This is a genomic window from Herbiconiux dendrobii (assembly GCF_052048175.1).
In the GTDB taxonomy this organism is placed as follows: Bacteria; Actinomycetota; Actinomycetes; order Actinomycetales; family Microbacteriaceae; genus Herbiconiux.
This window is the reverse complement of record NZ_JBLZQV010000006.1, coordinates 188621-215247: the sequence shown is the minus strand read 5'-3', so window position 1 is coordinate 215247 and position 26627 is coordinate 188621. Positions and strand designations below refer to the sequence as shown.

Here is a 26627-nt window from a genome sequence, read left to right as displayed (position 1 = left end):
CTCGTCTGCGTCAAGGCCAAGGGTGCGCCCGCGGACCCGGCGGGACAGCCGGGCGACCGCCACCATCTTGTCGGCCTCGAGCGCAGCTTGGCGCCGGGTGATGTCCTCGACGTAGTCAAGATCGGCGTCGAATGCGGCGCGCGCGTCGATCTGACGCCGGGGCCCGGCATCCGCCGCATCCATCTCTATCATGAGATTAATTCAATCATCGACCANTGCGTCAAGGCCAAGGGTGCGCCCGCGGACCCGGCGGGACAGCCGGGCGACCGCCACCATCTTGTCGGCCTCGAGCGCAGCTTGGCGCCGGGTGATGTCCTCGACGTAGTCAAGATCGGCGTCGAATGCGGCGCGCGCGTCGATCTGACGCCGGGGCCCGGCATCCGCCGCATCCATCTCTATCATGAGATTAATTCAATCATCGACCACCGACATCGGTCCCGGAAGCCGACGGGGCTGCCGCGCGCTCCGCGCTTGCCCTCGATGGATAGGGCCCGGCCGCGCGCATCCGTCACCAATGATGGATGATGACGACAAGGCAACCGACCCCGACAACCCAGCCACGCCCATCGAAGGCAAGCGCGAAGCGCGCGGCAGCCCCCAGCGGCAGCCCCACAGCGCCAGCCCCCAGCGACAGCCCCAAAACTCCCCCGAGAACGCAAAAAGAAGGCCCGGTCGATGACCGGGCCTTCTCGTTTTCGTTGCGGGGACAGGATTTGAACCTGCGACCTCTGGGTTATGAGCCCAGCGAGCTACCGAACTGCTCCACCCCGCGGCACAAGAATCTACTCTAGCACACGAGAAAGCAGCCCAAACTCACAGATCGGGGAACTCCGACCGGATGCGCTCCGCATCCTCCCCAGAGAGCCCCGCCTGGGCAGCGAACCCGGGCCACCCGGCAATGGCTTTCTCCACCGCCGCGATGGCCTCGAACCGCCCGAGAACCTGGAAACGATCCGCCACCGCGAGCAAGTCCTCCCGAGTGATGCCCGCGAACTCGCCGTTCACCGACATCAGGTGCTGATACGTCCACTGCCCCTGCGGGTTGTAGGCGTACGTGATGTCGTATCCCGGCGCCAGCCGCCATCCGCCGCCCGCCGGATCGAGCAGGAACGAGAAGTTCTTCGTGTGGTCATCGCAGTTGCGCGCGAGCACGTTGAACACCATCCGGCGAAAGGCCTCGGTGAGCGCCGCATCGCCGAGCCCGAGCGCCGCGATCACCTGGAAGTACTGGGCGTAGTCATGCGTTCCGCGCTGCTTGTAGTCGAGCTCGGCCAGCGCGCACAGCGTCTGCAGATGGATCTTGCGGCCATCGGGCGCTCGATCGAAGCGCTTGGTCATGAAGTGCGCCCGGCCGTTCTCCTCCAGCAGCCGGGACGGGGACATCTCGATGCCCGCGGCCGTCGCCATCAGGTAGTAGGCGTACTCGATCCGCCCGTAGCCGGCGCTGCTGCCGAGCTCGGCATCCCGCCCCACCCCGTCGAGCTTGATCATCCACTGCTCGAAACCCGCCTCGGAGGGCAGCTGACCCGAACGGATCTCGTCGCTTGCCGGGTTCCAGGCGATGATGGCCTTCGCCCGCGCCCCACCGGCCGAGGTGCCGACCTGGATCAGGTTGGCCAGTGCCGCGGCCGACTCCCGGTCGCCCTCGATCCGCCCGGAGAGCGCACTTCGGGCCCCCGTCACCAGCTCCGACAGCTCGAGCGCCGTCGGCCGCCGACGTTGAGGCCCTCGGGTCGGCCGGAACTCCAGCGCGCCCATACCGCGACTGCCGAGGTACCCCAGACGGTCCAGCGCCGTGATGGCCGAACGCTCGACACCCTGCGACGCCAGGTACGCCGTCACGAGCGCATTGCCGAAGTCGTCGGGCAGGGCATCCGCCACGAACGGCGGCAGACGATGGTAGGTGGCCTCGGGCAGGCCGGGATACACCCGCACCCGCTCCCCCAGCGGCGTGCTGAGCGGCGAGAGCTCGATGCCGGAGGCGATCCACTCCGGGTCGTATTCGAAGGCGTACGATCCGGATGCCGGATCCGCAGCGAGTGCGCCGACGGTGCGATCCCAGGCCCGCACCTCGATGACCGCGACCGGCGTGTAGGCCATCAGCGACCCGCGCCACGGGGCCGGGACGCCCGGCGCGGCACCGCTTCACGGCGCTCCTGCGCCAGCATCCGCAACGGACTCACGGCCACCGGCGGCTCGAGCTGCTCGAACCAGTCGAGCCGGCCGAGGGCACGCACCACTGCCGCCAAGGTGGCGACGCTCGACCCGCGCCCGTGCTCGAGATTCTTCACCGTGCGCAGGCTCACCCCGGCGCGGGACGCCACGGTGGCCTGGTCGAGATTCTTCGACAGTCGCAGCGAGCGGAGGCGGTCACCCAGGCGCTGTTCGAGCTCCTCGGTGGTGACCGCCTCCGCTTCGGCCTCGAGGGAGGCCGTCGTGATGAGATCCATACGTGCATTATCCTGCACCTTAGACCGATAATGCAACGCTAAGGGCACTTTTCTGCCCTTTATGCGGTGATACTAATTCGATGCCGCGATGGCTCGATCGACCGCATCCTTCAGGCGCTGGTCGGCCTCGCCGTAGGCCGTCCAGTCGCCGGCCTTGAGAGCGGCGTCCTTGTCGGCCAGCGCCTTCTCGGCGTCGGCCAGAGCAGCCATCAGCACCGGATCGCCCGTGACCGGCGTGCCCGAGCCATCCGTGGTGCCGGAGCCATTCGTGGTGCCCGATCCGTCGGTCGTGCCCGATCCGTCGGTCGTCCCGGAGCCGTCGGTGGTGCCGCCGCCGTCGGTCGTGCTCGTGCCCCCGGTGCCGTCGGTGGGCAGGTCGCCGTCGCCGGCCACCGCCCCCGAGTCTCCGCCGAACAGCGAGTCGAGCGCGCCGTCGAGCGTGCTCTCGAACGCGATCTTGTTGCCGAACGACACCAGCACCTTCTGCAGCAACGGGAAGCTGGTCTCACCGCGCGACTGCACGTAGACCGGCTGCACGTAGAGCAGACCGCCACCCACCGGCAGCGTCAGCAGGTTTCCGCTGATCACCTGGCTCTCACCTTGCCGCAGCAGGTTCAGCGCCGAGGAGACGGCCGGATCAGACGAGAAGCTGTTCTGCACCTGACCGGGGCCGGGCACCGTGTCGTCCTTGGGCAAGGTCAGCAGGCGGAGCTTGCCGTAGTCGGCAGACTTCTCCCCCGCACCCGAACCGGCGTTCGCGTCCACCGCGAGGTAGCCCGTGAGCACGCTCCGCGACGACTCACCCTGCTGCGAGAGCGGGATGAACGTCGAGTAGAGCGAGTAGGAGGGGTCGTCCTGCGTCGGCATCTGCAGCGTCAGGTAGTACGGCGGCTGCAGCGTGGGACTGGTCGACGAGGAGGTCGGGTCGTTCGGCGTGGTCCAGGCGTCTTCCTGCGAGTAGAAGGAACCGGCATCCGTCACGTGGTACTGGCCCAGGATCGAGCGCTGCACCTTGAACAGGTCGGCCGGATAGCGCACGTGGCTCATCAGCTCGCCGCTCATCTCGCTGATCGGCTTGACCGTGGCCGGGTAGATCTTCTCCCAGGTCTGCAACAGCGGATCCTGGTCGTCCCAGGCGTACAGCGTGACCTTGCCGTCGTAGGCGTCGACCGTGGCCTTCACCGAGTTGCGGATGTAGTTGATGTCGTCGACCGGATACGCCGGGGTGGGCGTGTAGGTGTCGGCGATCGACGAGCTCAGCGACTGCACCTTCGAGTACGGGTAGTTCGCCGAGGTGGTGTAGCCGTCCACGATCCACACGACGTGGCCGTCGACCACCGAGGGATACGGATCCGAGTCGATCGTGAGGTAGGGCGCGACCTTGGAGACGCGCTCGGCCGGATCGCGGTCGTAGAGGATCTGCGAGTCGTCGTTCACCGCGTCGGACAGGAAGATCTGCTCGGACTGGAACTTCAGCGCGTAGACGAGCCGCTTGAAGATGTTGTCGAGCTTGGGCCCGCCGTCGCCCTCGAAGGTCGTGTAGGTCTGCGAGGCGCCGTCTTCGCCCGAGGGGTAGTCGAGCTCGATCTTCGAGCTGCCCTCGGGGCCGCCGACGATCGAGTAGGCCGGTGAGTTCTCACCGAAGTAGATGCGCGGCTCGAAGTCGCCCAGCTGACCCACCGAGGGGATGCCCGACTCGATGAACACCGGCTGGCCGTCGGCCGAGCGCTGGTTCCCGTAGGCCGCCACCACGCCGTAGCCGTGGGTGTAGACGACCGTCTGGTTGTACCAGGTGGCGGACGAGCCGAGCTGGTCGATGTTGATGTCGCGCACGGTGACCACGGCATCCTGAACCTGGCCGTCGATGTCGTAGCGATCGACGTCGAGGTGGTCGGGGAACTGGTAGTACTGCCGGAACTGCTGCAACTGCTGGAACGACTTGGTCACCAGAGCGGGGTCGAGGATGCGGATGTTGGCCGTGGTGGCCGCGTCGTTGCGCAGCGCGCCCTGCTCGGCCGTGGTGGTGGCGTCGTAGGGCGTCTCCTCCACGTCGGCCACATCGTAGGCATCGCGCGTCATGTCGATGTTGCGCTGGATGTAGTCCTGCTCGAGGGTGCGCTCGCTCGGGTCGACCTGGAAGCGCTGCACCACCCACGGAGCCAGCGACCCGAGGATCAGCGCGCTGACGACGAGCAGGGCGGTGCCGATGATGGGCAGGCGCCAGCGACCGATCACGGCGGCGACGAGGAACAGGATGGCGACGATGGCCGCGATGCCGGCCAGGATCTGCAGGCCCGGGATGGTGGCGTTCACGTCGGCGTACGACGCACCCGTGATGATGCCCGAACTGTCGGCGAGGGTGGCGAACTGGTCGAGCCAGATACTCACGGCCTGCAGCAGCAGGTAGACGGCCGCCGTGACGGCCATCTGGATGCGCGCGGTCTTCGAGATGCGCACCTCGCGCTGGCTGAACCGGATGGCGCCGTAGAGGTAGCTGGTGGCGATGGCCGCCAGGCCCGACACGATCACGACGGCGGAGGCGAAGCCCACGACCCCGCGCCAGAACGGCAGGTCGTAGATGTAGAACGAGATGTCCATACCGAACTGCGGATCGGTCTGGCCGAACGCGGTGCGGTTGAGGTACTGCAGGGTGAGCTGCCAGCGCGAGGCCGTGGCAACGCCGGCGAAGAGGCCGAGCACCGCGGGGACGCCGAAGGTGGCGAGGCGGCGCAGCGGCTCGATGACCTGCTGGTAGCGGTCGAGCTGCGAGTTGAGCTTGGCGTAGACGGGGCGCCAGCGGAAGGCCACCTCGATCGAGGCCCAGACCGGGATCGCCATGGCGAAGAACCCGACGAAGAACATCACGCCGCCGGCCAGCCACTGCGTGGTGAGCACGTTGAGGAAGCCGAGCTGGTCGTACCAGAGGATCTCGGTGTACAGGGTCGAGAACACGAAGAACAGGATCGCCAGCACCACCACGATCGCTATCGCGATGGCGAGAGTGACTCTCGAACGTCGTGCGGGCTTCTCTGCTGTTTGGGAAGTCACGTATGCCTCTGTGTTTATGGGTGCAGCGCTGTGGTGAGTGAGTGCAGCGCAGGGCGCCGGTCTCCATCAATCCTAGACAACGCCAATCCTAGGCAGGCCCGTCTGAGAGCCGTCAGGGAGTCGCGTCACGGCGAGGTCACGGCGCCGTCGTGGCGCCGGACATCACCGTGTCGCAGCTCGGCAGCGCCGAGGTGTCGCCGCCGTCGGCGATCGTCTGCAGCGCGGTCATCGAATCCGAGAGGGTCGAGACCGCGAACACCTGGATGCCGTCGGGCACGTGCCCCACGACCTCGTCGCAGTTGCTGGCCGGTGCGAGGAAGTACGTGGCACCCGCGTCCACGGCCCCGACCATCTTCTGCCGGATGCCGCCGATCGCGCCGACGGTGCCCTCCGGGTCGATCGTGCCGGTGCCGGCCACGTTCTGCCCGCCGTTCAGTTCGCCCGGGGTGAGCATGTCGATGATGCCGAGGGCGAACATCATGCCGGCGCTCGGCCCGCCCACGTCGTTGAGCTGGATCTCGACGTCGAAGGGGAAGGTGTAGCTGTAACCGGCGCTGATGCCGAGGGCGGGGGCATCCGTCTGCGCCGAGACCACGGGCGTGATGGCGATCGTCTCCTGGGTGCCGTCGGCGTGCTCCACCAGCACCTGCGCCGGGGTGTCGGTGCCGTTGGCCGCGAGCGCCGCCCGGAGCTGCTCGACCGTGGCCGACTCCGTGCCGTTCACCGAGAGGATGAGGTCGCCCGCCACGAGGAGGTCGGCGGCCGGGCCGTCCGGATCGATGCCCGCCACCGAGACCTCGGTGTCGAAGGCGATGCCCTGCTCGGTGAGGGCGGCCGCGATGGCCTCCTGCTGGCTGTCGACCATGAGGGTGGCGTTCTGCTGGTTGCGCTGCTCGGTGGTGACGGTGGGCGGATACACGGCGTCGATCGGCAGCACGGCCTTGCTGGAGTCGAGCCAGGCCCCGATGATCTCGGCCCACGACGGCCGCTGTTCGCGCGTGCCGCGCACCGAGACGGTGAGCATGTCCAACGTGCCCGCCGTGGGGTAGGTCTGGGCGCCGGAGATCGCGATCAGCGGTACGTCCTCGCCGTCCTGCTCCTGGGTGCCCAGCGTGTTGTAGACGGGGCCGGGCTGCTCGATCACGTAGGGAGCGGGGAGGAAGCTCATCACGAGCGCCAGCACCAGGGCGATCAGCAGCACCGTCCAGCCGGCGCGAACGCGCTTCGGCACCGGGTCGCGAGCATCCTCGGGTTCGAACAGGCTCACGGAATCCTCTCGCTGCACGCCGGTGCGGGTCATGCCGGTGCGGGTCGTGCCGGCTCGGGTCGCGCCGGCACAGGTGGTGGTGGTGCCGAGGCTGTTCGCCACGGGCGCACGGCACGGCGCTCAAGCTTATGGGAAAACCCAGCCTGGGCGGCGGGGCAGCAGTTAGCGTAGAAGCACAATCTGACAGCCCGCATGGAGATTCTGGAGAGCTTCCGGCGGGTGTCGCTGAGAGAGAAGGACGCACCGTGAGCGACGAGCCCCGCGACGAACCCGAGGACGAGTTCCGTGACATGCTGCGCCAGTTCCTCGCCGGCAACTCCGACATCGACCCCTCGAAGCTGGCGAGCGCGGCCGGCCTGCCGTCCGACCCGGCCGCCGTGCAGCAGCTGATGGCGCAGCTGCAGAACGCCATGCAGTCCAGCACCGAGGGCGTGAACTGGGATGCGGCCCGCACGCAGGCGCAGGAGATCGCCGGCAAGGCGAACCTCTCCATCACCGATCAGAGCCGCGCCTCGCTCGAGCAGGCGCTGCACGTGGCCACGCTCTGGCTCGACGAGGTGACGGCCCTGTCGGATTCGGCGGTCGCCCCGCGCCTGATCACCCGCACCGAGTGGGCGACGGCCACCGTGCCGGTGTGGACGCAGCTCGCCGAGCCGGTGGCAGTGAGCATCTCGGATGCCCTCACCGAAGTACTGCGCGACCAGGCGCCCGAAGAGATGGCCGGCATGATCGCCGGGGCCTCGCAGCTGATGCGCAACCTCGGCGGCACCCTGTTCGCCATGCAGCTGGGCCAGATCGTGGGCCAGCTCTCGCAGGAGGTGGTGTCCGGCGGCGACGTCGGCATCCCGCTGCTCGAAGAGGGCCAGGCGGCCCTCGTGCCGCAGAACATCGCCGACTTCGGCGAGGGGCTCGACATCCCGCTCGACGAGGTGCAGCTCTATCTCGCCATCCGCGAGCTCGCGCACGCCCGGCTGTTCCGGCACGCCCGCTGGCTGCGGCTGCACGTCATCTCCTCGATCACCGAGTTCGCCCGCGGCATCTCGATCGACACCAGCCGGCTCGAGGAGCTGGCCTCGAGCTTCGACCCGTCCAACCCCGAAGAGCTTCGGAACGCGATGGCCAGCGGTGCGCTGATCCCGCCGAAGACCGAGCAGCAGCTCCACGCGCTCGCCCGGCTGGAGACCACGCTCGCGCTGATCGAGGGCTGGGTCGACGTGGTGACCGCGCAGGCCTCGTCGCGGCTGCCGCGCTGGAACGCCATCGCCGAGACGGTGCGCCGTCGCCGGGCGACCGGCGGCCCGGCGGAGTCGGCGTTCGGCGCGCTGATCGGCCTGGAGCTGCGGCCCCGGCGCCTGCGCGACGCCGCCGCCCTGTGGCAGGCGGTGACGGATGCGGTGGGCCAGGAGCAGAGAGACGCCCTGTGGTCGCACCCCGACCTGGTGCCCACCTCCGCCGACCTCGACGACCCGGCGGCCTTCGTGGCGCGCCTGCTCGCCGGAGACCCGGAGCCCGACGAGATGGATCAGGCGCTGGAAGATCTTCTCCGTGAAGAGCAGACCAAAGACGGGGACGACCAGCCCCCCGTGCCGTGAGCTGTGGATAACGCCTCGGGGCGGTGAACCGTCGGGCAGGATGCCCGCATGGTTCTCCGTCTCGATCCCGACCGCCCGCTGATCTGGCGCACGCCGCGCTCCGTGCAGTTCGGGGTGGAGCCGCCCGTGGCGGTTCTCGAGGGGGTGGATGCGGCGCGTGAGCTGATGCTCGGTGTGCTCGCCCGCGGCTCGTCGCGCGGGGTGCTCGACGCCGTCGCGGCCAGCGCCGGTGCCGGTTCTGCGGCGGTCGACCGCCTGCTCGGCGAAGTGGCGGGAGTTCTCGCGCGGCAGCCCGACCCGGCCCGAGACGAGACAGGCGACCGGGCGTCGCCGCTGGCGGGAACGGTCGTCGCGGTCGACGGGGGCGGGGCCCCGGCGGCGGTGATGGGCGAGCTGCTGCAGCGGCTGGGCGCCCGTGTGCTCCCGCCGTCCGAGGCCGGTGGCCCCCTCTTCCCCTCGCCGCCTGTCTCCACGTCCATGTCCACGGTCGCCGCCTCGGCCGGTGCTGCCTCCGAGCCGGCGGTCGCCGCCGTGGTGATCGCGCACTACGCGGTGCCACCGCGCCGGGCCGCCGAGTGGCTGCGCGCCGATCTGCCGCATCTGCTCGTGGAGTTCGGCGACCGCTCGGTGCGGGTCGGGCCGGTGGTGCACCCCGGCGGCGGTCCGTGCGCGCAGTGCCTCGAGATGCATCGGGTCGACGCCGATCCGGCCTGGCCGGCGCTGGCCTCGCAACTGTTCCAGCGCCGTGCCCCGAGCGCCGATGCGCTGGGCGTCAGCACGGCGGCCACGGCGGCGGCACGCGTCCTGGGCGAGTTCCTCAGCGGCGGAGCCGGGCTGCGCTGGGCACACGAGGCCGTGCGCATCCGTCGGCCGGAGTACGGGAACGGGTCGCCGGGGCGGTCGTCTGTCGCGCCCCCGCCGCTGGATCAGCTGCGCTTCAGCGTGCACCCGGACTGCGGATGCCGGTCTCTTCCAGAAAACGAGACGGCTGACGCTCGGTGTTCCGGCGTGATCCGACCGCCGCCCAGGAGAGGGCCAGGCGATCGCGGGCGCGGGTGATGCCCACGTACAGGAGCCGCCGCTCTTCGTCGACGCCCGCCAGTCCTTCGGCGTGACTGATCGGCAGCAGGCCCTCGGCCACCCCCAGGATGAACACGGCCGGCCACTCCAGACCCTTCGAGGAGTGCAGGGTGGCGAGGGTCACCGCGCGCACGGTGGGTTCGTGCTGCGACGACTGGCGTTCCATCAGCTCGTCGGTGAACTGGCGGAAGGTCGTGCCCGGCGGCATCCCCTCGGCCAGGCCCATCAGGGCGTTCAGCGCTTCCCAGCGATCGCGCACGGCGCCGGTGCCCTCCGGCGCCTCCTGCGCCCAGCCACGGGAGCGAAGAACGTCGCTGACCGACTTGAACAGCGGTTCGTCGCTGATCGACACCGAGGCCGCGCGCAGCTCCATCACCGCGCGCTTGATGTCGGGCTGGTCGAAGAAGCGGGTGGCACCCCGCAGCTGGTAGACCACCCCGGCATCGGCGAGCGCGCGTTCCAGAGGAGCCGACTGGGCGTTGAGACGGTAGAGCACCGCGATGTCCTGCGGGGGCGTGCCCTCGGCGATCAGGCGGGCGATCGCCGCGGCGACCCCCTCCGCCTCGGCGAAGTCGTTCGGGTAGGCGGTGACGGTGGGCTCCACCGCGGGAACGGGGGTCTCCTGCGCCGGAACGGGGGTCGTGGCATCCGGAGCGGTCTGGTCGACCGCAGCGGTGGTCGTGTCGTCCTGAGCGGCCGGATCGACCGCGTGCAGCGTCAGAGCACCGGCTCGGCCGCGCATGAGGCGGTTGGCCGCCGCGACGATCGGCGGCCGGGAGCGGTAGTTCTGCTCCAGGGTCACCACGGTGCCGTTCGGATGCCGGCTGCCGAACTCCAGCAGGTAGCTCGCGCTCGCCCCGGCGAAGGAGTAGATCGTCTGGCTCGCGTCGCCCACCACGCAGAGGTCGCGCCGGTCGCCCAGCCACTGGTCGAGCAGGTGCTGCTGCAGCGGCGAGACGTCCTGGTACTCGTCCACCACGAAGAAGCGGTACTGCTCGCGCACCTGGAACGCCACCGAGGCCTCGGTCTCGATCATCCCGGCGGTCACCAGCAGCACGTCCTCGAAGTCGAGCTGCCGGCGCTCGTCCTTCAGGGCCTCGTACCGTTCCTGCAGCTCGATCATCTGGTCGACCGAGAGCGAGGGCGGCAGCACCCGCGACGAGCGTGCCGCCACCGCGTAGTCGGCGATGCTCAGGTTCGAGACCTTGCGCCACTCGATCTCGCCGGCCACGTCGCGGAGCGTCGCCGTGTCCAGCCGCAGCTTCAGCAACTCGGCGGCGTGCGCGATGGCCTTCGCCTTGTTGTCGACGATGCGGGGCGCCTCTCCCCCGATCACCTGCGGCCAGAAGTAGTTCAGCTGGGCCAGCGCCGCCGAGTGGAAGGTTCGAGCCGCCACCCCGCCGGCGCCGAGCGGCCGCAGGCGCGTGCGCAGCTCGGCCGCCGCCCGCGCGGTGAAGGTGAGCGCCATCACCCGGTTCGGCGAGTACACCCCGGTCGCCACACCGTAGGCGATGCGGTGCGTGATCGCCCGGGTCTTGCCGGTGCCGGCGCCGGCGAGAATGCAGACCGGGCCGAGCAGCGAGCGGGCCGCGACCCGCTGCTGCGGATCGAGGGCGTCGAGCAGGTCGTCGGAGGTGCCGTCGCTCACGCCTGCGCGCGCTCCGGCAGCGGTCCGCCGAACCAGCGCTCGATGATGGCGCGGGCGATGGACGACGATCCGGGCAGCAGCACGTCGCTGGCGGGATCGGCGATCTGCTCGCGGGTGAACCAGCGCAAGTCGAGGATCTCGTCGCCGTCGGGCCGCAGCACCGCCGGATGCTCGGCCGACACGGTCGCCATGAAGCCCACCATCAGCGACGCCGGGAACGGCCACGGCTGCGAGCCGAGGTAGACGGGCTCGTCGATCACCACGCCGGACTCCTCCGCGATCTCGCGCACGGCCGCGGCTTCGAGCGACTCGCCGGGCTCCACGAAACCGGCCAGCAGCGAGTAGCGGTTGTTCTCCCAGAGGGCGTTGGAGCCGAGCAGCAACCGGTCGTCGTGGTCGACGATCCCCACGATCACGGCGGCGTCGGTGCGCGGGAAGAGCTCGATGTCCTGCACCGGGCAGCGGCGCACCCAGCCGCCGCTCTCCACCACGGTGGCCGCGCCGCAGCGCGGGCAGTGCGTGTGTGTGGCGTGCCAGTTGGCGATGGCCAGGGCCTCGGTGAAGATGCCGGCCATGGTGTCGTCGAGGTCGGCGGCGACCAGGCGCAGGTTCACCCAGGTCGCGCCATCCGTCGCCAGCTGATCGGCCTCGGCGTCACCCACCGCGATCGCGAAGACGGGAGCTCCGGCGGCGAGCGCGGCTGAATCATCCAGAGCCACCCCGAGATAGATGCGCACGAGGTCGCCCTGACGGACGGCCGAGCGGATGCCCTCCGGCAGCGCGGCGGACGCCCGCAGCGCGAGCACCGCCTGCTGCTCGATCGCCACCTCGGGGCGCGGGCCGAAGCCGTCGTACCCCTCGGGCAGGCCTCCCCCGGTCGCGAGCGCCTGACCGCGGTGCAGCAGCAGCACGCGGGCGTCGGCACGGGCGAAATACTCCTCGAGCAGGGCCTCGTCACGGCGGGAGTCGTGATCGCGATCCACCCGGTGACGGGAGAGCGGCAGAGTGGACGAGAAAGCGCGTGACATGGTTGCCCAATCGTGCGTGGCGAAAGCCGTGGCCGGACGGAGCCGCCCTACCCTAGGGGTATGGCCAGATCCCCACTCACTCTAGCCGCGCTCGCGACCTCCGCCGTCGCCGGGGCGGACATCGTGACGACCCGCGCGCTCACCGGTCCGGGTGTCGCCCGCTTCGATTCCGCGGTCGTCACGCTGCGCTCCGGCGAGGAGTACGTGGTGCGGGTTCCGGTGAATTCGGATGCCGAGTCCGAGCAGTCCCGCGACCTGGTGGCGCTGAACGCGCTCACCTCGGGTGTGCGCTCACGTCTGCCCTTCCACATCCCCTCCTTCGTCGGCCAGGCGCCGATCGGCGAGACCCGCGCGGTGGTCTACGACTACATCCAGGGCACGCCGGGGTCGCTGCACGACGTCGGCGGCGAGCAGAGCGCCTCCGACTCGATCGGGCGGGCCATCGCCGCCGTGCATTCGCTGCCCACCTCGGTGGTGTCGGATGCGGGGCTCAGCGCGAACTCGGCCACCCAGATCGCCGCCACCTCCCGCAAGCTCGCCGACCGCGCGGCCGCCTCGGGCAAGGTGCCCACCGAACTGCTCACGCGGTGGTCGCTGGCGCTGGAGGACAGTGCGCTCTGGCAGTTCCAGCCCACCGTCGTGAACGGTGCGCTGGCCCCGGAGTCGTTCCTGCTGGTGAACTCGCAGGTCACCGGCATCATCGGCTGGCAGAACCTGCGCGTGGGCGATCCGGCCCTCGACCTGTTCTGGCTGAACTCCGCCTCCAGCGCGTCCAGCGCCGACCGGGTGTACGAGGGCTACGAGCATGCGCTCACCAAGCCCGCCGACCGTCAGTTGCGCAAGCGCGCCCGGCTCTACGCCGAGCTCGAGATCGCCCGCTGGCTGCTGCACGGCGTCGACAGCCGGGACTCCTCGATCGTGGCCGACGCCGAGGCCATGCTCGGCAGCCTCCGCAGCACGGTCGAGCACGACCTGCTCAACCCGCTCTCCACCGACACCGGCCAGGTGATGGCGGTCGAAGACGTCGAGGCCATGCTCGACCGCACGCCCCTCCCGGGTGTGCGCGCCGGCGCCTCGGAGCACGCGAACCGCATCTCCGAAGACTGAGGCCCCCGCCCATCTCCTCGGGAGTCGCCGAGTTCTAGAGCATCGAGCTGCGGATGAGCGCCTCGAGTTCGGCCTCGGTGTGCAGGCGTTCCGGGCGGATGACGCGGTCTTCGGCCACGAAGTAGAACGAGGCGCCGACGCGGTCGACGTCGATGCCCTTCCAGCGGGCGTAGGCCAGGCGGTAGAGCGCCAACTGCAGCTGCTTCAGTTCGAGGTCGGCGGCGTCGGCCGGGGCCTTGCCCGTCTTCCAGTCGACGACCTCCACCCGATCGCCGTCGACGAAGATCGCGTCGATCTTGCAGATCACGATCCGCCCGGCCAGCACCAGGTGGATCTCCAGCTCGACCTCGGCGGGCTGGCGGTCGCCGAACTCCGAGGCCTCGAACGTGGCGATCAGCCCCGCGATCTCGGCCAGGTCGTCGTTCTCGGCCACAGCATCCGGCACCGTGTCACCCAGCACCGTGTCCTCCGGCGCCGTGTCCCCCGGCACCGTTCCGAGCAGCGTCGACTCGTCGGGCTCGAGCGCCTCGAACTCGTCGTCGAAGACGTCGATCGAGTCGCCGAACCCCGCTCCGAGCGGCTCGCCGAGGAGCTCGGTGCGGCCGCCCTGCCGGAACCGCTCCTCGACCCAGGTGTGGAACCGGGTGCCGAGCCTCGTCTGCCGGAACGGCCGCTCCGGCATCGGCCGCTGGAGGCCTCGCACCACGGCCTGGGGGTCGGCCACGTAGTCCTTGAAGCGGGATGCCGGGATGCGCACCGGAAGGTCGAGCATCCGCTCGCCGTTCTTCGCGGCCCGCTCGGCCAGCAGCAGCTCGACCTCGTGGTCCCAGGGAGTGGCCGCTCCCGGATCGGCGGCGACGACGAGTGCGGCCGCGGCCTCCACCCGAGGGCGCCGGGCACCGAGCGGATCGCGCGGCCAGCCCGTCCAGTTCTCCGACTCGGCGAGCGGGTTCTCGTCGTGCACCGAGGCCTCGGGCAGCACCCCCTCGGGGATGATGCCCTCCTCGGCCAGCTCACGCAGGTACAGACCGGGCGCGCGCAGCTTCTTGACGCCCGTCGTCCAGTACGAGCCCGACAGCAGCAGCTGGGATCGTGCCCGGGTGACGGCCACGTAGATGAGGCGGCGCTGCTCGGCGGCGTAGTGCTCGGCGTTCGCCCGCTTGAAGTCGTCGAGCACGCCCTTGAACTCGTTCTGCTTCTCGATGCCGCGCCAGGCCAGCTGCGGCAGCTCGGCCGCGTCACCCCGGAACTCGAACGGCAGCTCGCCGAACGCCAGCCAGCCCAGGTTGGAGCGCGGATCGCCCGGCAGCTCGCCGTCGACCATCCGCGGGATCGCCACCACGTCCCACTCCAGGCCCTTCGCGCCGTGGATGGTGAGGATCTGCACGGTACCGGGCTCCGGCGCCTCGGTGCGCGGCTCGAGGCGGTCGCGCTTCTCCGCCTCTTCGAGCCAGGAAAGGAACTCGCCGAGGCCCGCCGCCGGATCCAGCGCCAGGAACGAGACCAGCTGCTCGGAGAAGGCCTCCAGGCTCGCGCGGCCGGAGGCGGCGTGCGGGCTCGCCAGCACCTCGATGTCCAGCAGCAGCTCCTGCTGCACGAGGTCGACGTAGTCGACGAGCCCGAGGCCCGCCCGCCGGCGCAGATCGGAGAACTGGCGGGCCGCGTGGCGCAGCCGCGCGAGCCCCACCTCGGTGAAGCCGCCGAGGGTGCTGTGGTCGGCCGGCGCCGTGGCCACGAAGTCGAGCGCATCGATGATGGAGCGGTCTTCGTCGGCCACCACCGAGCCGCGCACCTGGGCGGCCACCGCCGGATCGAGCTTCTGGAACCGGTGGTCGCGCTGCGAGATCCACGAGGCGACCGAGCGCAGGGCCATCAGGTCTTTCGTGCCGATGCGCCACCGGGCGCCGGCCAGGATGCGCACCAGGTCGGGCCCGGCCGTGGGGTGGTAGAGCACCCGCAGCATCGAGACGAGGTCGGCGACGGCCGGCTGCCCGAGCAGCCCCCCGATGCCGAGCACGTGGTACGGGATGCCCCGCTCGTCCAGGGCGGCGGTGAACGGCTCGATCTTCTTCACCGAGCGGCACAGCAGGGCGGCCGACGGATGCTCGCCCTCGGCATCCCGTTCGGCCAGTCGGGCCTGCAACCAGCCCGCGACCGCCCGCGCCTCGTCGTGCACGGTCTCACCGAACGTCACCTCGAGCCGCCCCGCCGGAACCTGCGGCCGGGGGCCGAGTTCTTGCACCGGCACGTCCGACGCCGCCGACAGAGGCCGCACGAGCGCGTTGGCGGCCTCCAGCACCGACTGAGGATTGCGCCAGCTGGTCGACAGCGCGTACGGCACGCGGGCATCCGGATCGCCGTCGGGAACGGTCTCGGCGACCACCGCGGGCGCCCCGTCAGCGAGGTCGAGGTCGAGCTCCGCCGCATCGAGCTCCGCCGCGTCGAGCTCCGCCGCATCGTGCTCTGCCGCATCGTGCCTCGGCGCGAAGTCAGCCGCGAACCGGGCCAGGTTGGCCGCGCTGGCGCCCCGCCAGCCGTAGATCGACTGGTGCGGATCCCCCACCGCCATCACCGGCGTGCCGGCGAACAGCGCCGAGAGCAGCCGCGTCTGCACCACGCTGGTGTCTTGGTACTCGTCGAGCAGCACCACCCGGTACCGGTCGCGGTAGTCGCCCACCACCCGCGGTGAACTCTGCACGATCGCGAGCGCGAGCGCGATCTGGTCGGAGTACTCCACGTACCCGCGGCGCACCTTCTCGGCCGAGTAGGCGTCGGCCAGATCCAGCAGCAGAGGCAGGGTCGCCACCGCGCCGACCGCTTTCTCGAGGTCGCGCTGGATGCCCTTGATGCGCGCGGAACCGGTCGGCAGGTCGGCCAGCGAGGCGAACCGCTCGGCGTAGGAGTGCACCGTGGAGGAGGCGACCACGTTCTCGGCCAGCGCGCGGCTGAGTGCGAGCACGGCCGAGGTGGCCACGTCGACCGACTTGTCCAGCTGCAGCAGTCGCTCGTCGCGGGAGCCCACCACCACCGTCCGCGCGAGCTGCCAGGCCGAGGCCTCGCTCAGCACGGCGGCCTCGCCCTCGCGGCCGATCGTGACGGCGTTCTCGCGGAAGATGCTGTTCGCGAAGGCGTTGTAGGTGGCGATCGTGGGGGTCTCGAACGCATCCACGTCGATCACGGCCAGTCCCGCCTCGGCCAGCTGCTCGAGCCGCTTGCGGATGCGCTCCGCCAGTTCCCCGGCCGCCTTGCGCGTGAAGGTGAGGCCGAGCACCTCCGGCACGGCGACGAGCCCGTTCGCGATCAGCCAGACCACGCGGTTCGCCATCGTCTCGGTCTTGCCGCTGCCGGCGCCCGCCACCACGATCCGGGGCGCGAGCGGCGCCTCGATCACGGCGCGCTGCTGAACCGTCGGGCTCGGCAGCCCGAGGCGCTCGGCGATCTCGGCGGCGCCGATCCGGGGACGGGTGGCGGCGCCGGCGCCGGCGAGAGCGGCTCCGCCCGGGCCCGCGGGAGCCGCCGAGGCGGCCGCCACCGACTCGGCACGGCGCGCGAACGCCTCCGGATCCTCCAGATCGGCCAGGTCGAACAGGGCGTCGCTCATTCGGACACCGCCTTGATCAGCTGGATGCGGTAGTCGTAGCGGTTCTGCAGGTCGCGTTCCTCGGGGTCGGCGACTCCCGGGAACCGTGCGGCCGCCATCCCCTCCGCCACCTTCTCGATCCGTTCGGTGATCTCCTGCAGGGCGATGTCGTCCAGCGGCTCCTGCGAGCGCAGCGTGAACCGCACGCCCGCCTCGCCCTTGGCCACGTAGAGCAGTGCCGCGCCGCCCTGCACGCGAGCCGGGTCGTCATCGTCCACGGGCACCGCGCGCCCTTCCACCGCGCCCGACCGGACCGCGAGCTGGTACGCGGCCAGCTGCGCGTTGCCCGGCAGATCGGCCTTCGACAGCGGATACTTCCCGGTCTTCAAGTCGATCACGAGCACCCGCCCGTCGTGCCGGCGTTCGATGCGGTCGATCGAGCCGGCCAGCTGGGCCCGCCCGATCCGCAGTTCGAACCCGGCCTCGGCGCCGAGCAGTTCGTCGCCCGCGGCCGAGAAGTCGCGCAGGTAGTCGGAGAGGCCGCCGAGCTTCGTGCCGAGCGCCCGCTTCTCGCGCTGCTCGATCCACTGCGCCTCGAAGCGCAGTTCGCGCCAGCGCTGCTCCGACTCGCGCATCAGCTCCTCGATGCTCAGCTCGGCGTCGGGATCGGCCGACACCTTCTCCATCACCGAGTGCACGATCGTGCCGATGCCCGCGGCGAGGCTCTTCGATCCACCCGCGACCTGGTCGATGAACCACATCAGCGGCGACTGCTCGAAGGCCTCGATGCGCGACGGCGACACCCGCACCACGGCATCCGGATCGGCGGGATCGAGCACCGGCTCCTCGGTGGAGGACGGCTTCAGCCCGTACCACTGGGCGGGATCCGCCCCCGGCACCTGCTCGCTCGCGAGGCGGGCCAGCACCGAGGCCGCCCGGCGATCGCCGTCGACCGCCACCCGGCGGCGCAGCGATCCGGTGAGTCCGCGCAGGGAGAGCGGATGCCGCGGGGCCGAGTACTCCCCCGCATCCGGTGCGAAGCCGAAGAACGCCGAGGGCTGCTCGTCGTCGTTCGCCACGCAGCTGAGCACCGTGGTGCGGCTGGACCTCGACACCGCGAGTGCGAACATCCGCAGCTCGTCGGCCAGCACGTCGGCACGGGTGTCGTCGGCCTGGTCGAGATCGGCGGCCGCTCCGGATGCCACGGCGCTCAGCCGCGGCGCGTGCAGCAGCGAGCCGCGCAGCCGGAGGTTCGGCCAGACCGACTCCTGCAGGCCCGCCACGACCACGATCTCGACCGCCGCGCCCACGGCGCCGGAGGGGGTGGTCACGAGAACCGACTCGCTGCGCGACCGCGGCGACAGCGTGTCTTCGGGCACCTCGGCAGTGAGGAACTCGTCGATGAAGAGCTCGGCGGCCCGCTCGGGTTCGCGCTCGACCGAGCGCTTGGCGGCGGTGAACAACGCCACCGCGCCGTCGAGGTTGCGGTTGGCCTCGTCGGCCACGATCCCGGATCCGGCCGCCAGGTCGCCCCAGCGCTTGGCGAGCCCGGTGCGCTGCCAGAGCTGCCAGAGCAGCTCCTCCACGGTGGCGCCCTCGCGGTGGCTCTCGGCGAGCAGCTTGAGGGTGGTGCCGAGCGCCGCCACCCGCCGTGCGGGCGCGGAGTCGATCGCCAGCAGCGCTCCCGGCATGAAGAGCGCCTCGCGCAGCAGCTCGTCGGCGTGCCGCGAGCCCTCGATCGCCAGCTCGTCGTGCCGCAGGGCGAGCCTCAGCCGGCGCAGCCCCACCGGGTCGACTCCGCAGAGCGGGCCCAGGATGATCGAGTCCACCGCCGCCGGCGTGGGCTCGAGCCGCCCCATCGCGAGCGCCAGCCCTTCGGCGAGGTGCCGGGCCGCGTAGTCGTCGCGCAGCGCCTGCACGGCCGAGAGGGTGCGCGTGGGCACCTCGGCCAGCGCGAGCCCGCGGGCCACGGCGGGCACCAGCGATCCCGACCGCACGATCACGGCCATCTTCGCCCAGCCCACCCCGTGCAGCAGGAACCGCTCGCGCAGCAGCCGCGCGATGCTCGCGATCTCCCCTGCCCGCGAATCGGCCTGGATCCGCAGCACCTCGCTGCGCCCGGCCGCGTCGCGCGCACCGGCGCTCGCGCCCCCGGCCACCCTCGTCCCGGCATCCGTCGGCGCCGCATGCGGCATCACCGCGTCAGTCATCGCGCGCTGCGAACCCGGCACCACCGCATCCGTCATCGCGCGCTGCAAACCCGGCACCACCGCATCCGTCATCGCGCGCTGCAAACCCGGCACCACGGCGTCGGTCGTCGCGCGCTGCGAACCTGCCGCCGCCGCGCCGATGCGCTCGGTGACACGCCGGGTGAGCTCGCGCACGGCGCCGCGCTGCCGGTAGGAGGTACGCAGCACCACGGGCGGCTCGGCCGGAACACCGAGCGCACGCGACAGCTGCCCCAGTGCCCGCACGTCGGAGCCACGGAACCCCGCCGTCGCCGCATCCGGATCGCCGAACGCCACCACGGCCGCCCCTGCCCGGGCGAGCTCGCGCACGAGGTTCAGCGCCCCCACCGGGAACTCCTGCAGCTCGTCGACGGCGATCAGCCGGATGTGCCCGAGCACCCCGCCCTCCCGCACCAGCCGGCGCGCCTCGGCCAGCAGCTCGGCCGAGTCGAGGTGCGCCGATTCGAAGCCCTCCAGCGCCGACACGTAGTCGCGCAGGAAGGCGGCGGCCGCCACCCATTCCGGCAGCTCGAACCGCTCGCCGAGCTGCGCCAGCCGGCTCGCGGACACGCCGTTCTCGGTGGCCCGCATCATCAGCTCGCGCAATTCGGTGCGGAAAGCCCGCAGCCGTCGCACCTCCGGTGTCAGCGAATCCGGCCATTCCACGGCTGCCAGCCCGTCTTCGGCATCCTGGACGCCGCCCTCCAGCAGCTCAGCCAGGATGCGGTCCTGCTCGGCCCCGGTGAGCAGCACCACCGGCCGTGCCCGTTCACCCGCACTGCGCGCCGCGGTGGCCGCACCGGCCGCCCGCACGATCTCGAACGCCGCCGAGCTCGCCGTGCGCGCCAGCGGCCCGTTCGACACCAGCCCCAGCCGCAGCGCCACGGCGTCGCGCAGCCGGGTGGCCGCCTGCCGCGATGCCGCGAGCACCAGGATGCTCTCGGGCGCGAACCCGCAGCGCAGCACCCGGTCGGCCACGAGCTCGATCAAGGTGCTGGTCTTTCCCGTGCCCGGAGCGCCGATCACGGCGAACGTGGCACCCTCCGGGCGTTCGAGGACACTCCGCTGCTGCGCATCGAGGGCGTGCGCCATCGAGGGGCTCCCCTCGACGTCGATCACGCCCGAGGTGCCCGACGCAGATGAGCCGGTCTCGTTCACGGCCCCCACGCTATCGGCCGCCGCCGACACCCGGATGCCGACCCGGGGTGTTCGCTGTCAGCTGGTGCCCCGGCCCGCCATATCGCCTCGACGGCCCCGGGCGGTGCCGTAATCTGGGCTGGTGGTCACTCCTGGATCACGTGACGTGAAAGGCACCATGATGGACATTCGAATCGGTATCGCCAACTCGCCCCGTGAGCTCAACTTCGAGTCGAGCCAGTCCCCCGCCGAGATCGAGGCGATCGTCGCGGCGGCGCTCTCCGACGGCGGCACCCACGTCTCGCTGAACGACGACAAGGGCAAGCTCTACGTCGTGCCCGTCGCCTCGCTCTCCTACGTCGAGATCGGCAGCGAAGAGTCGCGCCGCGTCGGCTTCGTCGGCTAACCTCCCGAGCATGGAACTGCTCTTCATCGCCCTCGGCGGTGCGATCCTCGGCCTGCTCGCCCGGTATCTGCTGCCCGACCGCGATCGTCACGGCGTCGTGCTGATCCCCGGGATCGGCGTCGCCGTCTCGGCCGTGCTCTGGCTGGCTCTCACCTGGGCGGGCTGGCCGTGGGACGGCGGCTGGATCTGGGTGGTGACCCTCGTCGTCACCGCGATCGCCGTGGTGGCCGCCGACATCCTGATCGGCCGCAGCCGCAAGGCGCACGACGACCAACGCCTCGCCGAGCTGCTCGCGGGCAAGGTCCCGGTCGCGTAGCTCGTCCGCCGCTCAGGCGGTGAGGCCCAGGCGGTCCATCCGGCGGGTGTGCGACGCGATCATCTCGGTGAACACCGGCTCGATCCGCTGTTCGTCCGACTCCGGGTTGCCGGTGAGGTGGATCGCGGATCGCGCCACCAGCAGGGTGTCGCCCACCACGCGGCGGCCCCAGAGTGCGAGGCGCGATCCGAGGATCGGGTCGGCCGTGATGGCTTCGCTCAGGATGTCGGCGATGGCGATCCGCCCCGTCTCGGCATCGAGGATGGCGGCGCACCGCGGCCCCACATCGCCCGGCAGTCCGGCGGCGAGAAGTGTGAAGAAGTCGTCCAGGATGCCACCCGTGAGGTAGACGCTCGCGAGCTGCTCGTACCAGTCGGAGCCCTTGACGAGGCGGCGGTAGCGGTCGATGCCCGGCGTGAAGGGGGCGATCACCTCGGCCGGGGTGTCGACCCGGCGGCGGATCTCGGCGACCAGTCGCTCGTGCTTGTCCAGCGCCTGGCGGGCGGCTGGGGCGAGTGCCTGCTTGGTGTGCACCGTGGGAGCCGCCGCGATGGCATCCGACACTTCTTCGAAAAGTGCCAGCTGCACGTACGCCACCTGCCCCAGATACGGGAGCACCTCGGGCGTCAGCTCGGCGAGGTTCACCTTCGGATAGCTCGCGACGTTCTCCCGGGGCCGCAGCCGCGGGATGTCGATGCGCACCTTCGGGCGGCGGAGGAATCCGAACACGACGCCAATCCTATAAGGGCCGCCCGGCCCGCCCCGACGCGCCTGCGACGTGTGCTGAGCCCTCGTCGACTAAACTCGACCCGGGCCCTGACGAAACTCGGGGCAATCGCCGCCGCCCGGCGCCATCGCCGGTCATTGCTTCGCTGCCATCGCAGCACCGTTCTCACCACGGCGGCCTCGCACTCACGACAGGTAACCCAAGTGACTTTCTCAGACCTCAACATCGACCAGGACATGGTCGACGCCCTTGCCGCCAAGGGCATCCTCGAGCCGTTCCCGATCCAGGAGCAGACCATCCCGCTCGCCCTCGACGGGCAGGACATCATCGGCCAGGCCAAGACCGGTACCGGCAAGACCTTCGGATTCGGGCTCCCGCTGATCCAGCGTCTCGGGCTCGACCCCGAGCCGGGCGTCAAGGCGCTCGTCGTGGTGCCCACCCGCGAGCTCTGCGTGCAGGTCACCGAAGACCTCGAGATCGCCGCGGGCAACCGCCCCACCAAGATCGTGTCGATCTACGGCGGCAAGGCCTACGAAGGGCAGATCGAGCAGATCAAGGCCGGCGCGCAGATCGTCGTCGGCACCCCGGGCCGCCTCCTCGACCTCGCCGGCCAGCGCCTGCTGAACCTCGGCAAGGTGCAGGAGATGGTGCTCGACGAGGCCGACAAGATGCTCGACCTCGGCTTCCTCGCCGACATCGAGAAGCTGTTCGCGCAGACCCCGCCCGAGCGCCACACCATGCTCTTCTCGGCCACGATGCCCGGCCCGATCGTGGCCCTCGCGCGCCGCTTCATGAACCGGCCCATCCACATCCGCGCCACCGACCCCGACGAGGGTCTGACGCAGGCCAACATCAAGCACCTCGTCTACCGTGCGCACAACATGGACAAGGACGAGGTCATCGCCCGCATCCTGCAGGCCGAGGGCCGCGGCAAGACCGTCGTCTTCACCCGCACCAAGCGCGCCGCCGCGAAGCTCGTCGAAGAGCTCAACGACCGCGGCTTCAACGCCGCCGCCGTGCACGGCGACCTCAACCAGGAGCAGCGTGAGCGGGCCATGGCCGCCTTCAAGGCAGGCAAGAAGGACATCCTGATCGCCACGGATGTCGCCGCCCGCGGCATCGACGTCGACGACGTCACGCACGTGATCAACCACACCATCCCGGATGACGACAAGACCTACCTGCACCGCGCCGGCCGCACGGGCCGCGCAGGCAAGACCGGTATCGCCGTCACCTTCGTGGACTGGGACGACCTGCACAAGTGGGCGCTGATCAACCGCGCGCTCGAGTTCGGCCAGCCCGAGCCCACCGAGACCTACTCCTCGTCGCCGCACCTGTTCACCGACCTCGACATCCCCGAGGGCACCCGCGGGCGCCTCAAGGCGAGCACGCGTTCCGAAGAGGTTCGCCCGTCGTCGTCCGGCGCCGGCGGCCGTGGTGGCTCGCGCTCCGGCGGCAGCCGCGACGGGGGCAGCCGCGAGGGCGGCTCCGGCCGGTCCAGCGGCCCCCGCGAGGGCGGCTCCGGCCGGTCGAGCGCCCCCCGCGAAGGCGCCGAGGGCGGCAGCCGTCCGCCCCGCGAACGCAGCCGCTCGCGGTCGGGCGGCACCTCGGGAGGCGACGCGGCTCCTCGCAGCTTCAACGAGATCTTCTCGACCACCCCGGCCACCGCCGACGCCGCGTCCGGCACGGCCGACGCGTCCGCATCCGGAACAGCCCCCGCCGCCGCCACCGAGTCGATCTCCACCGGAGCCGGCTCCGAGCACCACGACGGCAACAGCGCTCCGCGTCGCCGCAGCCGCAACCGCCGCCGCGCACCCCGCCCCACCGAGTAACGGTTCGAAACTCCAGGAATACCGAGGACCGGGGCCGTATACGGCCTCGGTCCTCGGTATTTCTGCAGATCTGAACCGACCGCGAGCCTGGCCGCGCTCGGCCGTGATCAGCGCCGAAGCCACCCCGACCGGAGTGCTGCTCGCGAGCTATCGCGCGGCAGGGTAGACGGGCGACGAACCCGTCCCACGCGCGATCAGCGCGTCGAGCACCTCGGGCGCCGTCGTGTTCTCGCCGAGCCGGTTCGGCTTGCCCTCGCCGTGGTAGTCGCTCGACCCGGTGAGCCGCAGCCCGTAGCGCTTCGCGGCCCGGCGGAGTCGTTCCTTGCCCTCGTCGGTGTTCTCACGGTGGTCGATCTCCAGGCCGAAGAGCCCGGCATCGGCGTACGCCGCCATCCGGCTCTCGAGCTCCACGTCGGTTCGGCTGCGGGTGGCCGGATGCGCGATCACCGGCACTCCCCCGGCGGCGACCACGAGCTGGATGCCGAGCAGCGGGTCGGGCGCGTAGTGCGGCTGGTAGTAGCCGGCCCGCCAGTGCAGGATGCCGGCGAACGCCTCACTGCGGTCGAGCGCGTGCCCGCGGGCCACCAGCGCATCGGCGATGTGCGGCCGGCCCACCGTGGCGCCCGGGTTCGTCTGACCGAGCACGTCGTCCCAGTCGAGGGCGTAGTCGTGGCCGATCCGCTCCACCATCTCCTCGGCCCGGCGCAGTCGCGCCACCCGGATGCGCTCGGTCTCGGCGAGCAGCGCCGGGTCTGCAGGGTCGAACAGGTAGGCGAGCAGGTGCACGCTGGCCCAGCCCACGCGGGTGCTGAGCTCCATGCCGGGGATGAGCGTGACGTCGTTCTCGACGGCGGCGACGGACGCTTCGCCCCAGCCCGCGGTCGAGTCGTGGTCGGTGAGGGCAACCGTCCCAAGACCCGCCACGGCCGCCGCGGTCACGAGCTCGGCGGGTGACTCGGTGCCGTCGGACACCCGGCTGTGCGTGTGCAGGTCGATCGGGCCGCGGAAGCGCCGATCGGAGGACATCCCCCAATCGTAGTCGTCGCCGCGGCGCCGGCCGTCCGCCGCTCGATCTCGCTCTCAGGGGCACGGCCTCGCCGCCAGGGGCCAGGGACTCGCTGTCAGGGGCAGGGTGGAGAATGGAGGTATGGCAGAGACAACCGACCACGCCGTCACCGAAGCCCCCGAACCGCGCGCCACGAGCAACCGGTCGACGACCCCGGGATCGGATGCGTTCCGCGACTACATCGGCAGCGACTGGGCCGAGCGCACCGACACCGTGCCGCCCGCCCGCGAGCAGGCCTCCTTCGCGGCCGACCGCCGTGCCCGCCTCTCGGCCGCCTTCCCCGGCAAGCGGATCGTGCTGCCCTCGGGCGCCGCCAAGCAGCGCTCGAACGACACCGACTACCCCTACCGCGCCCACTCCGCGTTCGCGTACTTCAGCGCCTGGGGCTCCGACTCCGAGCCCGGAGCCTTCCTGGTGCTCGAGCCGCGCGAGGCCGGCGACGCGCAGAAGGAGGGCCACGACGCCACCCTCTACTTCCGCGAGCGGGCCGGGCGCGACTCCGACGAGTTCTACGCCAACCCCGAGATCGGCGAGTTCTGGATCGGCGCCCGCCCGTCGCTGGCCCAGGTGGCCGGCGACCTCGGTGTCGCCACCCGCGCGATCGCCGAGTTCGAAGGCGTCGCCTTCGACGAGCACACGCTGGTGCTTCGGGAGGCCGACGACACGCTGCCCGGCGGCGCCGGTGCCGACGCCGACGCCGAGCTGCACCGCGTCGCCTCCGAGATGCGCCTGGTGAAAGACGCCTACGAGATCGCCCAGATGCGCGAGGCCGTGGCCGCCACCGCCCGCGGTTTCGACGACGTGATCGCCGACTTCGCGCGCAGCTCGCAGCACGAGCGCGGCGAGCGACTGGTCGAGGGCGTCTTCAACACCCGCGCCCGGCTAGACGGCAACACGGTGGGCTACGACACGATCGCGGCGAGCGGGCCGCACGCCTGCATCCTGCACTGGACCCGCAACGACGGGCCGGTGCGCCCGGGCGAGCTCATCCTGCTCGACGCCGGGGTGGAGCTCGACAGCTACTACACGGCCGACATCACCCGCACCCTGCCGATCGACGGGCACTTCACCCCGGTGCAGCGCAAGGTCTACGAAGCGGTGCGGGAGGCCGCGGATGCCGCCTTCGCGATCGTGAAGCCGGGCATCCGGTTCCGCGAGATCCACCAGACGGCCATGACGGTGATCGCCGAGCGCACGGCCGAGTGGGGCCTGCTGCCGGTGACGGCCGAGCAGGCGCTCGAGGCCGACAACCAGCAGCACCGCCGCTACATGGTGCACGGCACCAGCCACCACCTCGGCATCGACGTGCACGACTGCGCCAAGGCGCGGCGCGAGCTGTACCTCGACGGCGTGCTCGAGGAGGGCATGGTGTTCACCATCGAGCCCGGGCTCTACTTCCAGCCCGACGACCTGACGGTGCCCGAGGAGATGCGCGGCATCGGGGTGCGGATCGAGGACGACATCCTCGTCACGGCCGATGGCGCCGAGAACCTCTCCATCGGCATCCCGCGCACGGCCGACGACGTGGAGGCCTGGTACGCCCGCCTGAACGGCTGAGGCGGCGTCAGGCGCCGGCGCCGGGGCCGGCCGCCGGATGCTCCGTGCCGTCGAGCAGGTTGCGCGCCCGGTTCGCCAGCTCGGGCGACACGACGATGGTGTAGCTGGTGGCCACCACCTGCATCACCGAGGTGTACCCGCGGCGGCGGCGCGTCACGCTGAACACCGCGATGTTGAAGAACAGCCCGAACCCGGCGCCGATCAGCGCGGCCGACCCGATGAACAGCGGCGTCGTGGTGCTCGGCGACAGCAGCACGAACAGCAGGCCGAAGAACAGCCCCACCCACAAGCCAGACAGGGCGCCCGCGAGGGCCGCCCGTCCGTAGCTCATCACGCCGGTCACCTGCTCCACCGAGCGCAGGTCGCTGCCGAGGATCGACAGCTCTTTCACGGGGAATTCGGCCCTGGCCAGCCGGGCCACGGCATCCTGCGCCTCCTGGTAGCCGTCGAAGGTCGCGACGGTCTCACCGCGCGGGATGCTGGGCAGGCGGGCGGATCCGCGGCGGGCACCGTTCGCTCGTTCACTCACGGGCCCCATTGTCCCACGCGAGCCTCGAC

General features: G+C 71.0%; 18 protein-coding genes and 1 tRNA gene. 6 read left to right on the top strand and 13 right to left on the bottom strand.

Annotation, left to right across the window (positions count from 1 at the left end; all coding sequences use genetic code 11):
• The 6 genes from ACN4JJ_RS17905 to ACN4JJ_RS17880 all read right to left on the bottom strand — a co-directional run.
• The coding region (locus ACN4JJ_RS17905; protein WP_440711250.1) for a hypothetical protein at positions 1 to 192 on the bottom strand (192 nt) is incomplete at its 3' end.
• 506 nt (positions 193 to 698) lie between these two features.
• A tRNA-Met gene (locus tag ACN4JJ_RS17900) sits at positions 699 to 772 on the bottom strand.
• Between the two features lie 41 nt (positions 773 to 813).
• On the bottom strand, positions 814 to 2100 hold the full coding sequence (locus ACN4JJ_RS17895; RefSeq protein WP_440711249.1) for a type II toxin-antitoxin system HipA family toxin: 1287 nt from the start codon (positions 2098 to 2100) through the stop codon (positions 814 to 816).
• A complete protein-coding gene (locus ACN4JJ_RS17890; RefSeq protein WP_440711248.1) occupies positions 2100 to 2450 on the bottom strand; it encodes a helix-turn-helix domain-containing protein in 351 nt (116 codons plus the stop codon). Before ACN4JJ_RS17890 ends, ACN4JJ_RS17895 begins: the two co-directional genes overlap by 1 nt.
• Positions 2451 to 2522: 72 nt before the next feature.
• On the bottom strand, positions 2523 to 5498 hold the full coding sequence (locus tag ACN4JJ_RS17885; protein ID WP_440711247.1) for a UPF0182 family membrane protein: 2976 nt from the start codon (positions 5496 to 5498) through the stop codon (positions 2523 to 2525).
• Between the two features lie 136 nt (positions 5499 to 5634).
• On the bottom strand, positions 5635 to 6765 hold the full coding sequence (locus tag ACN4JJ_RS17880) for a YlbL family protein (RefSeq protein WP_440711259.1): 1131 nt from the start codon (positions 6763 to 6765) through the stop codon (positions 5635 to 5637).
• Positions 6766 to 7010: 245 nt separating this feature from the next.
• Here ACN4JJ_RS17880 and ACN4JJ_RS17875 point away from each other — a divergent pair, with 245 nt between their 5' ends.
• A complete protein-coding gene (locus tag ACN4JJ_RS17875; protein ID WP_291049388.1) occupies positions 7011 to 8357 on the top strand; it encodes a zinc-dependent metalloprotease in 1347 nt (448 codons plus the stop codon).
• A gap of 937 nt (positions 8358 to 9294) precedes the next feature.
• Here ACN4JJ_RS17875 and ACN4JJ_RS17870 read toward each other — a convergent pair.
• Positions 9295 to 11085, bottom strand: coding sequence for an ATP-dependent helicase (locus ACN4JJ_RS17870; RefSeq protein WP_440711246.1), 1791 nt, complete (start codon positions 11083 to 11085; stop codon positions 9295 to 9297).
• Positions 11082 to 12113, bottom strand: coding sequence for an NAD(+) diphosphatase (nudC, locus tag ACN4JJ_RS17865; RefSeq protein ID WP_440711245.1), 1032 nt, complete (start codon positions 12111 to 12113; stop codon positions 11082 to 11084). Before nudC ends, ACN4JJ_RS17870 begins: the two co-directional genes overlap by 4 nt.
• Before the next feature lie 60 nt (positions 12114 to 12173).
• Between nudC and ACN4JJ_RS17860 the strand changes: the two genes are divergently transcribed.
• Positions 12174 to 13220, top strand: a complete 1047-nt coding sequence (locus ACN4JJ_RS17860; RefSeq protein ID WP_440711244.1) for a phosphotransferase — start codon at positions 12174 to 12176, stop codon at positions 13218 to 13220.
• 34 nt (positions 13221 to 13254) lie between these two features.
• On the opposite strand, the gene ACN4JJ_RS17855 is transcribed toward ACN4JJ_RS17860, so the two are convergent.
• Positions 13255 to 16821, bottom strand: coding sequence for an ATP-dependent helicase (locus ACN4JJ_RS17855; RefSeq protein WP_440711243.1), 3567 nt, complete (start codon positions 16819 to 16821; stop codon positions 13255 to 13257).
• The gene (locus ACN4JJ_RS17850; RefSeq protein ID WP_440711242.1) at positions 16818 to 20186 is read right to left on the bottom strand and encodes a PD-(D/E)XK nuclease family protein; all 3369 of its coding nucleotides are present in this window, start codon (positions 20184 to 20186) and stop codon (positions 16818 to 16820) included. Before ACN4JJ_RS17850 ends, ACN4JJ_RS17855 begins: the two co-directional genes overlap by 4 nt.
• Before the next feature lie 160 nt (positions 20187 to 20346).
• Between ACN4JJ_RS17850 and ACN4JJ_RS17845 the strand changes: the two genes are divergently transcribed.
• On the top strand, positions 20347 to 20571 hold the full coding sequence (locus ACN4JJ_RS17845) for a DUF3107 domain-containing protein (RefSeq protein WP_440711241.1): 225 nt from the start codon (positions 20347 to 20349) through the stop codon (positions 20569 to 20571).
• A 10-nt stretch (positions 20572 to 20581) separates the two neighbouring features.
• Complete coding sequence (locus ACN4JJ_RS17840) at positions 20582 to 20887, top strand: hypothetical protein (protein ID WP_440711240.1); 306 nt, start codon at positions 20582 to 20584, stop codon at positions 20885 to 20887.
• Between the two features lie 12 nt (positions 20888 to 20899).
• Here ACN4JJ_RS17840 and ACN4JJ_RS17835 read toward each other — a convergent pair whose 3' ends face one another.
• A complete protein-coding gene (locus ACN4JJ_RS17835) occupies positions 20900 to 21616 on the bottom strand; it encodes a ferritin-like fold-containing protein (protein WP_440711239.1) in 717 nt (238 codons plus the stop codon).
• Positions 21617 to 21817: 201 nt separating this feature from the next.
• Here ACN4JJ_RS17835 and ACN4JJ_RS17830 point away from each other — a divergent pair, with 201 nt between their 5' ends.
• Positions 21818 to 23446, top strand: coding sequence for a DEAD/DEAH box helicase (locus ACN4JJ_RS17830; RefSeq protein ID WP_440711238.1), 1629 nt, complete (start codon positions 21818 to 21820; stop codon positions 23444 to 23446).
• A gap of 147 nt (positions 23447 to 23593) precedes the next feature.
• On the opposite strand, the gene ACN4JJ_RS17825 is transcribed toward ACN4JJ_RS17830, so the two are convergent.
• On the bottom strand, positions 23594 to 24472 hold the full coding sequence (locus tag ACN4JJ_RS17825; RefSeq protein WP_440711237.1) for a PHP domain-containing protein: 879 nt from the start codon (positions 24470 to 24472) through the stop codon (positions 23594 to 23596).
• A gap of 121 nt (positions 24473 to 24593) precedes the next feature.
• Here ACN4JJ_RS17825 and ACN4JJ_RS17820 point away from each other — a divergent pair, with 121 nt between their 5' ends.
• Entirely contained in the window at positions 24594 to 26069 is a 1476-nt protein-coding gene (locus tag ACN4JJ_RS17820; protein ID WP_440711236.1) for an aminopeptidase P family protein, read from the top strand.
• Positions 26070 to 26076: 7 nt separating this feature from the next.
• On the opposite strand, the gene ACN4JJ_RS17815 is transcribed toward ACN4JJ_RS17820, so the two are convergent.
• Positions 26077 to 26598: a YflT domain-containing protein gene (locus ACN4JJ_RS17815; protein ID WP_440711235.1), complete on the bottom strand. Its 522-nt coding sequence runs from the start codon at positions 26596 to 26598 to the stop codon at positions 26077 to 26079.
• Between the last annotated feature and the right edge of the window lie 29 nt (positions 26599 to 26627).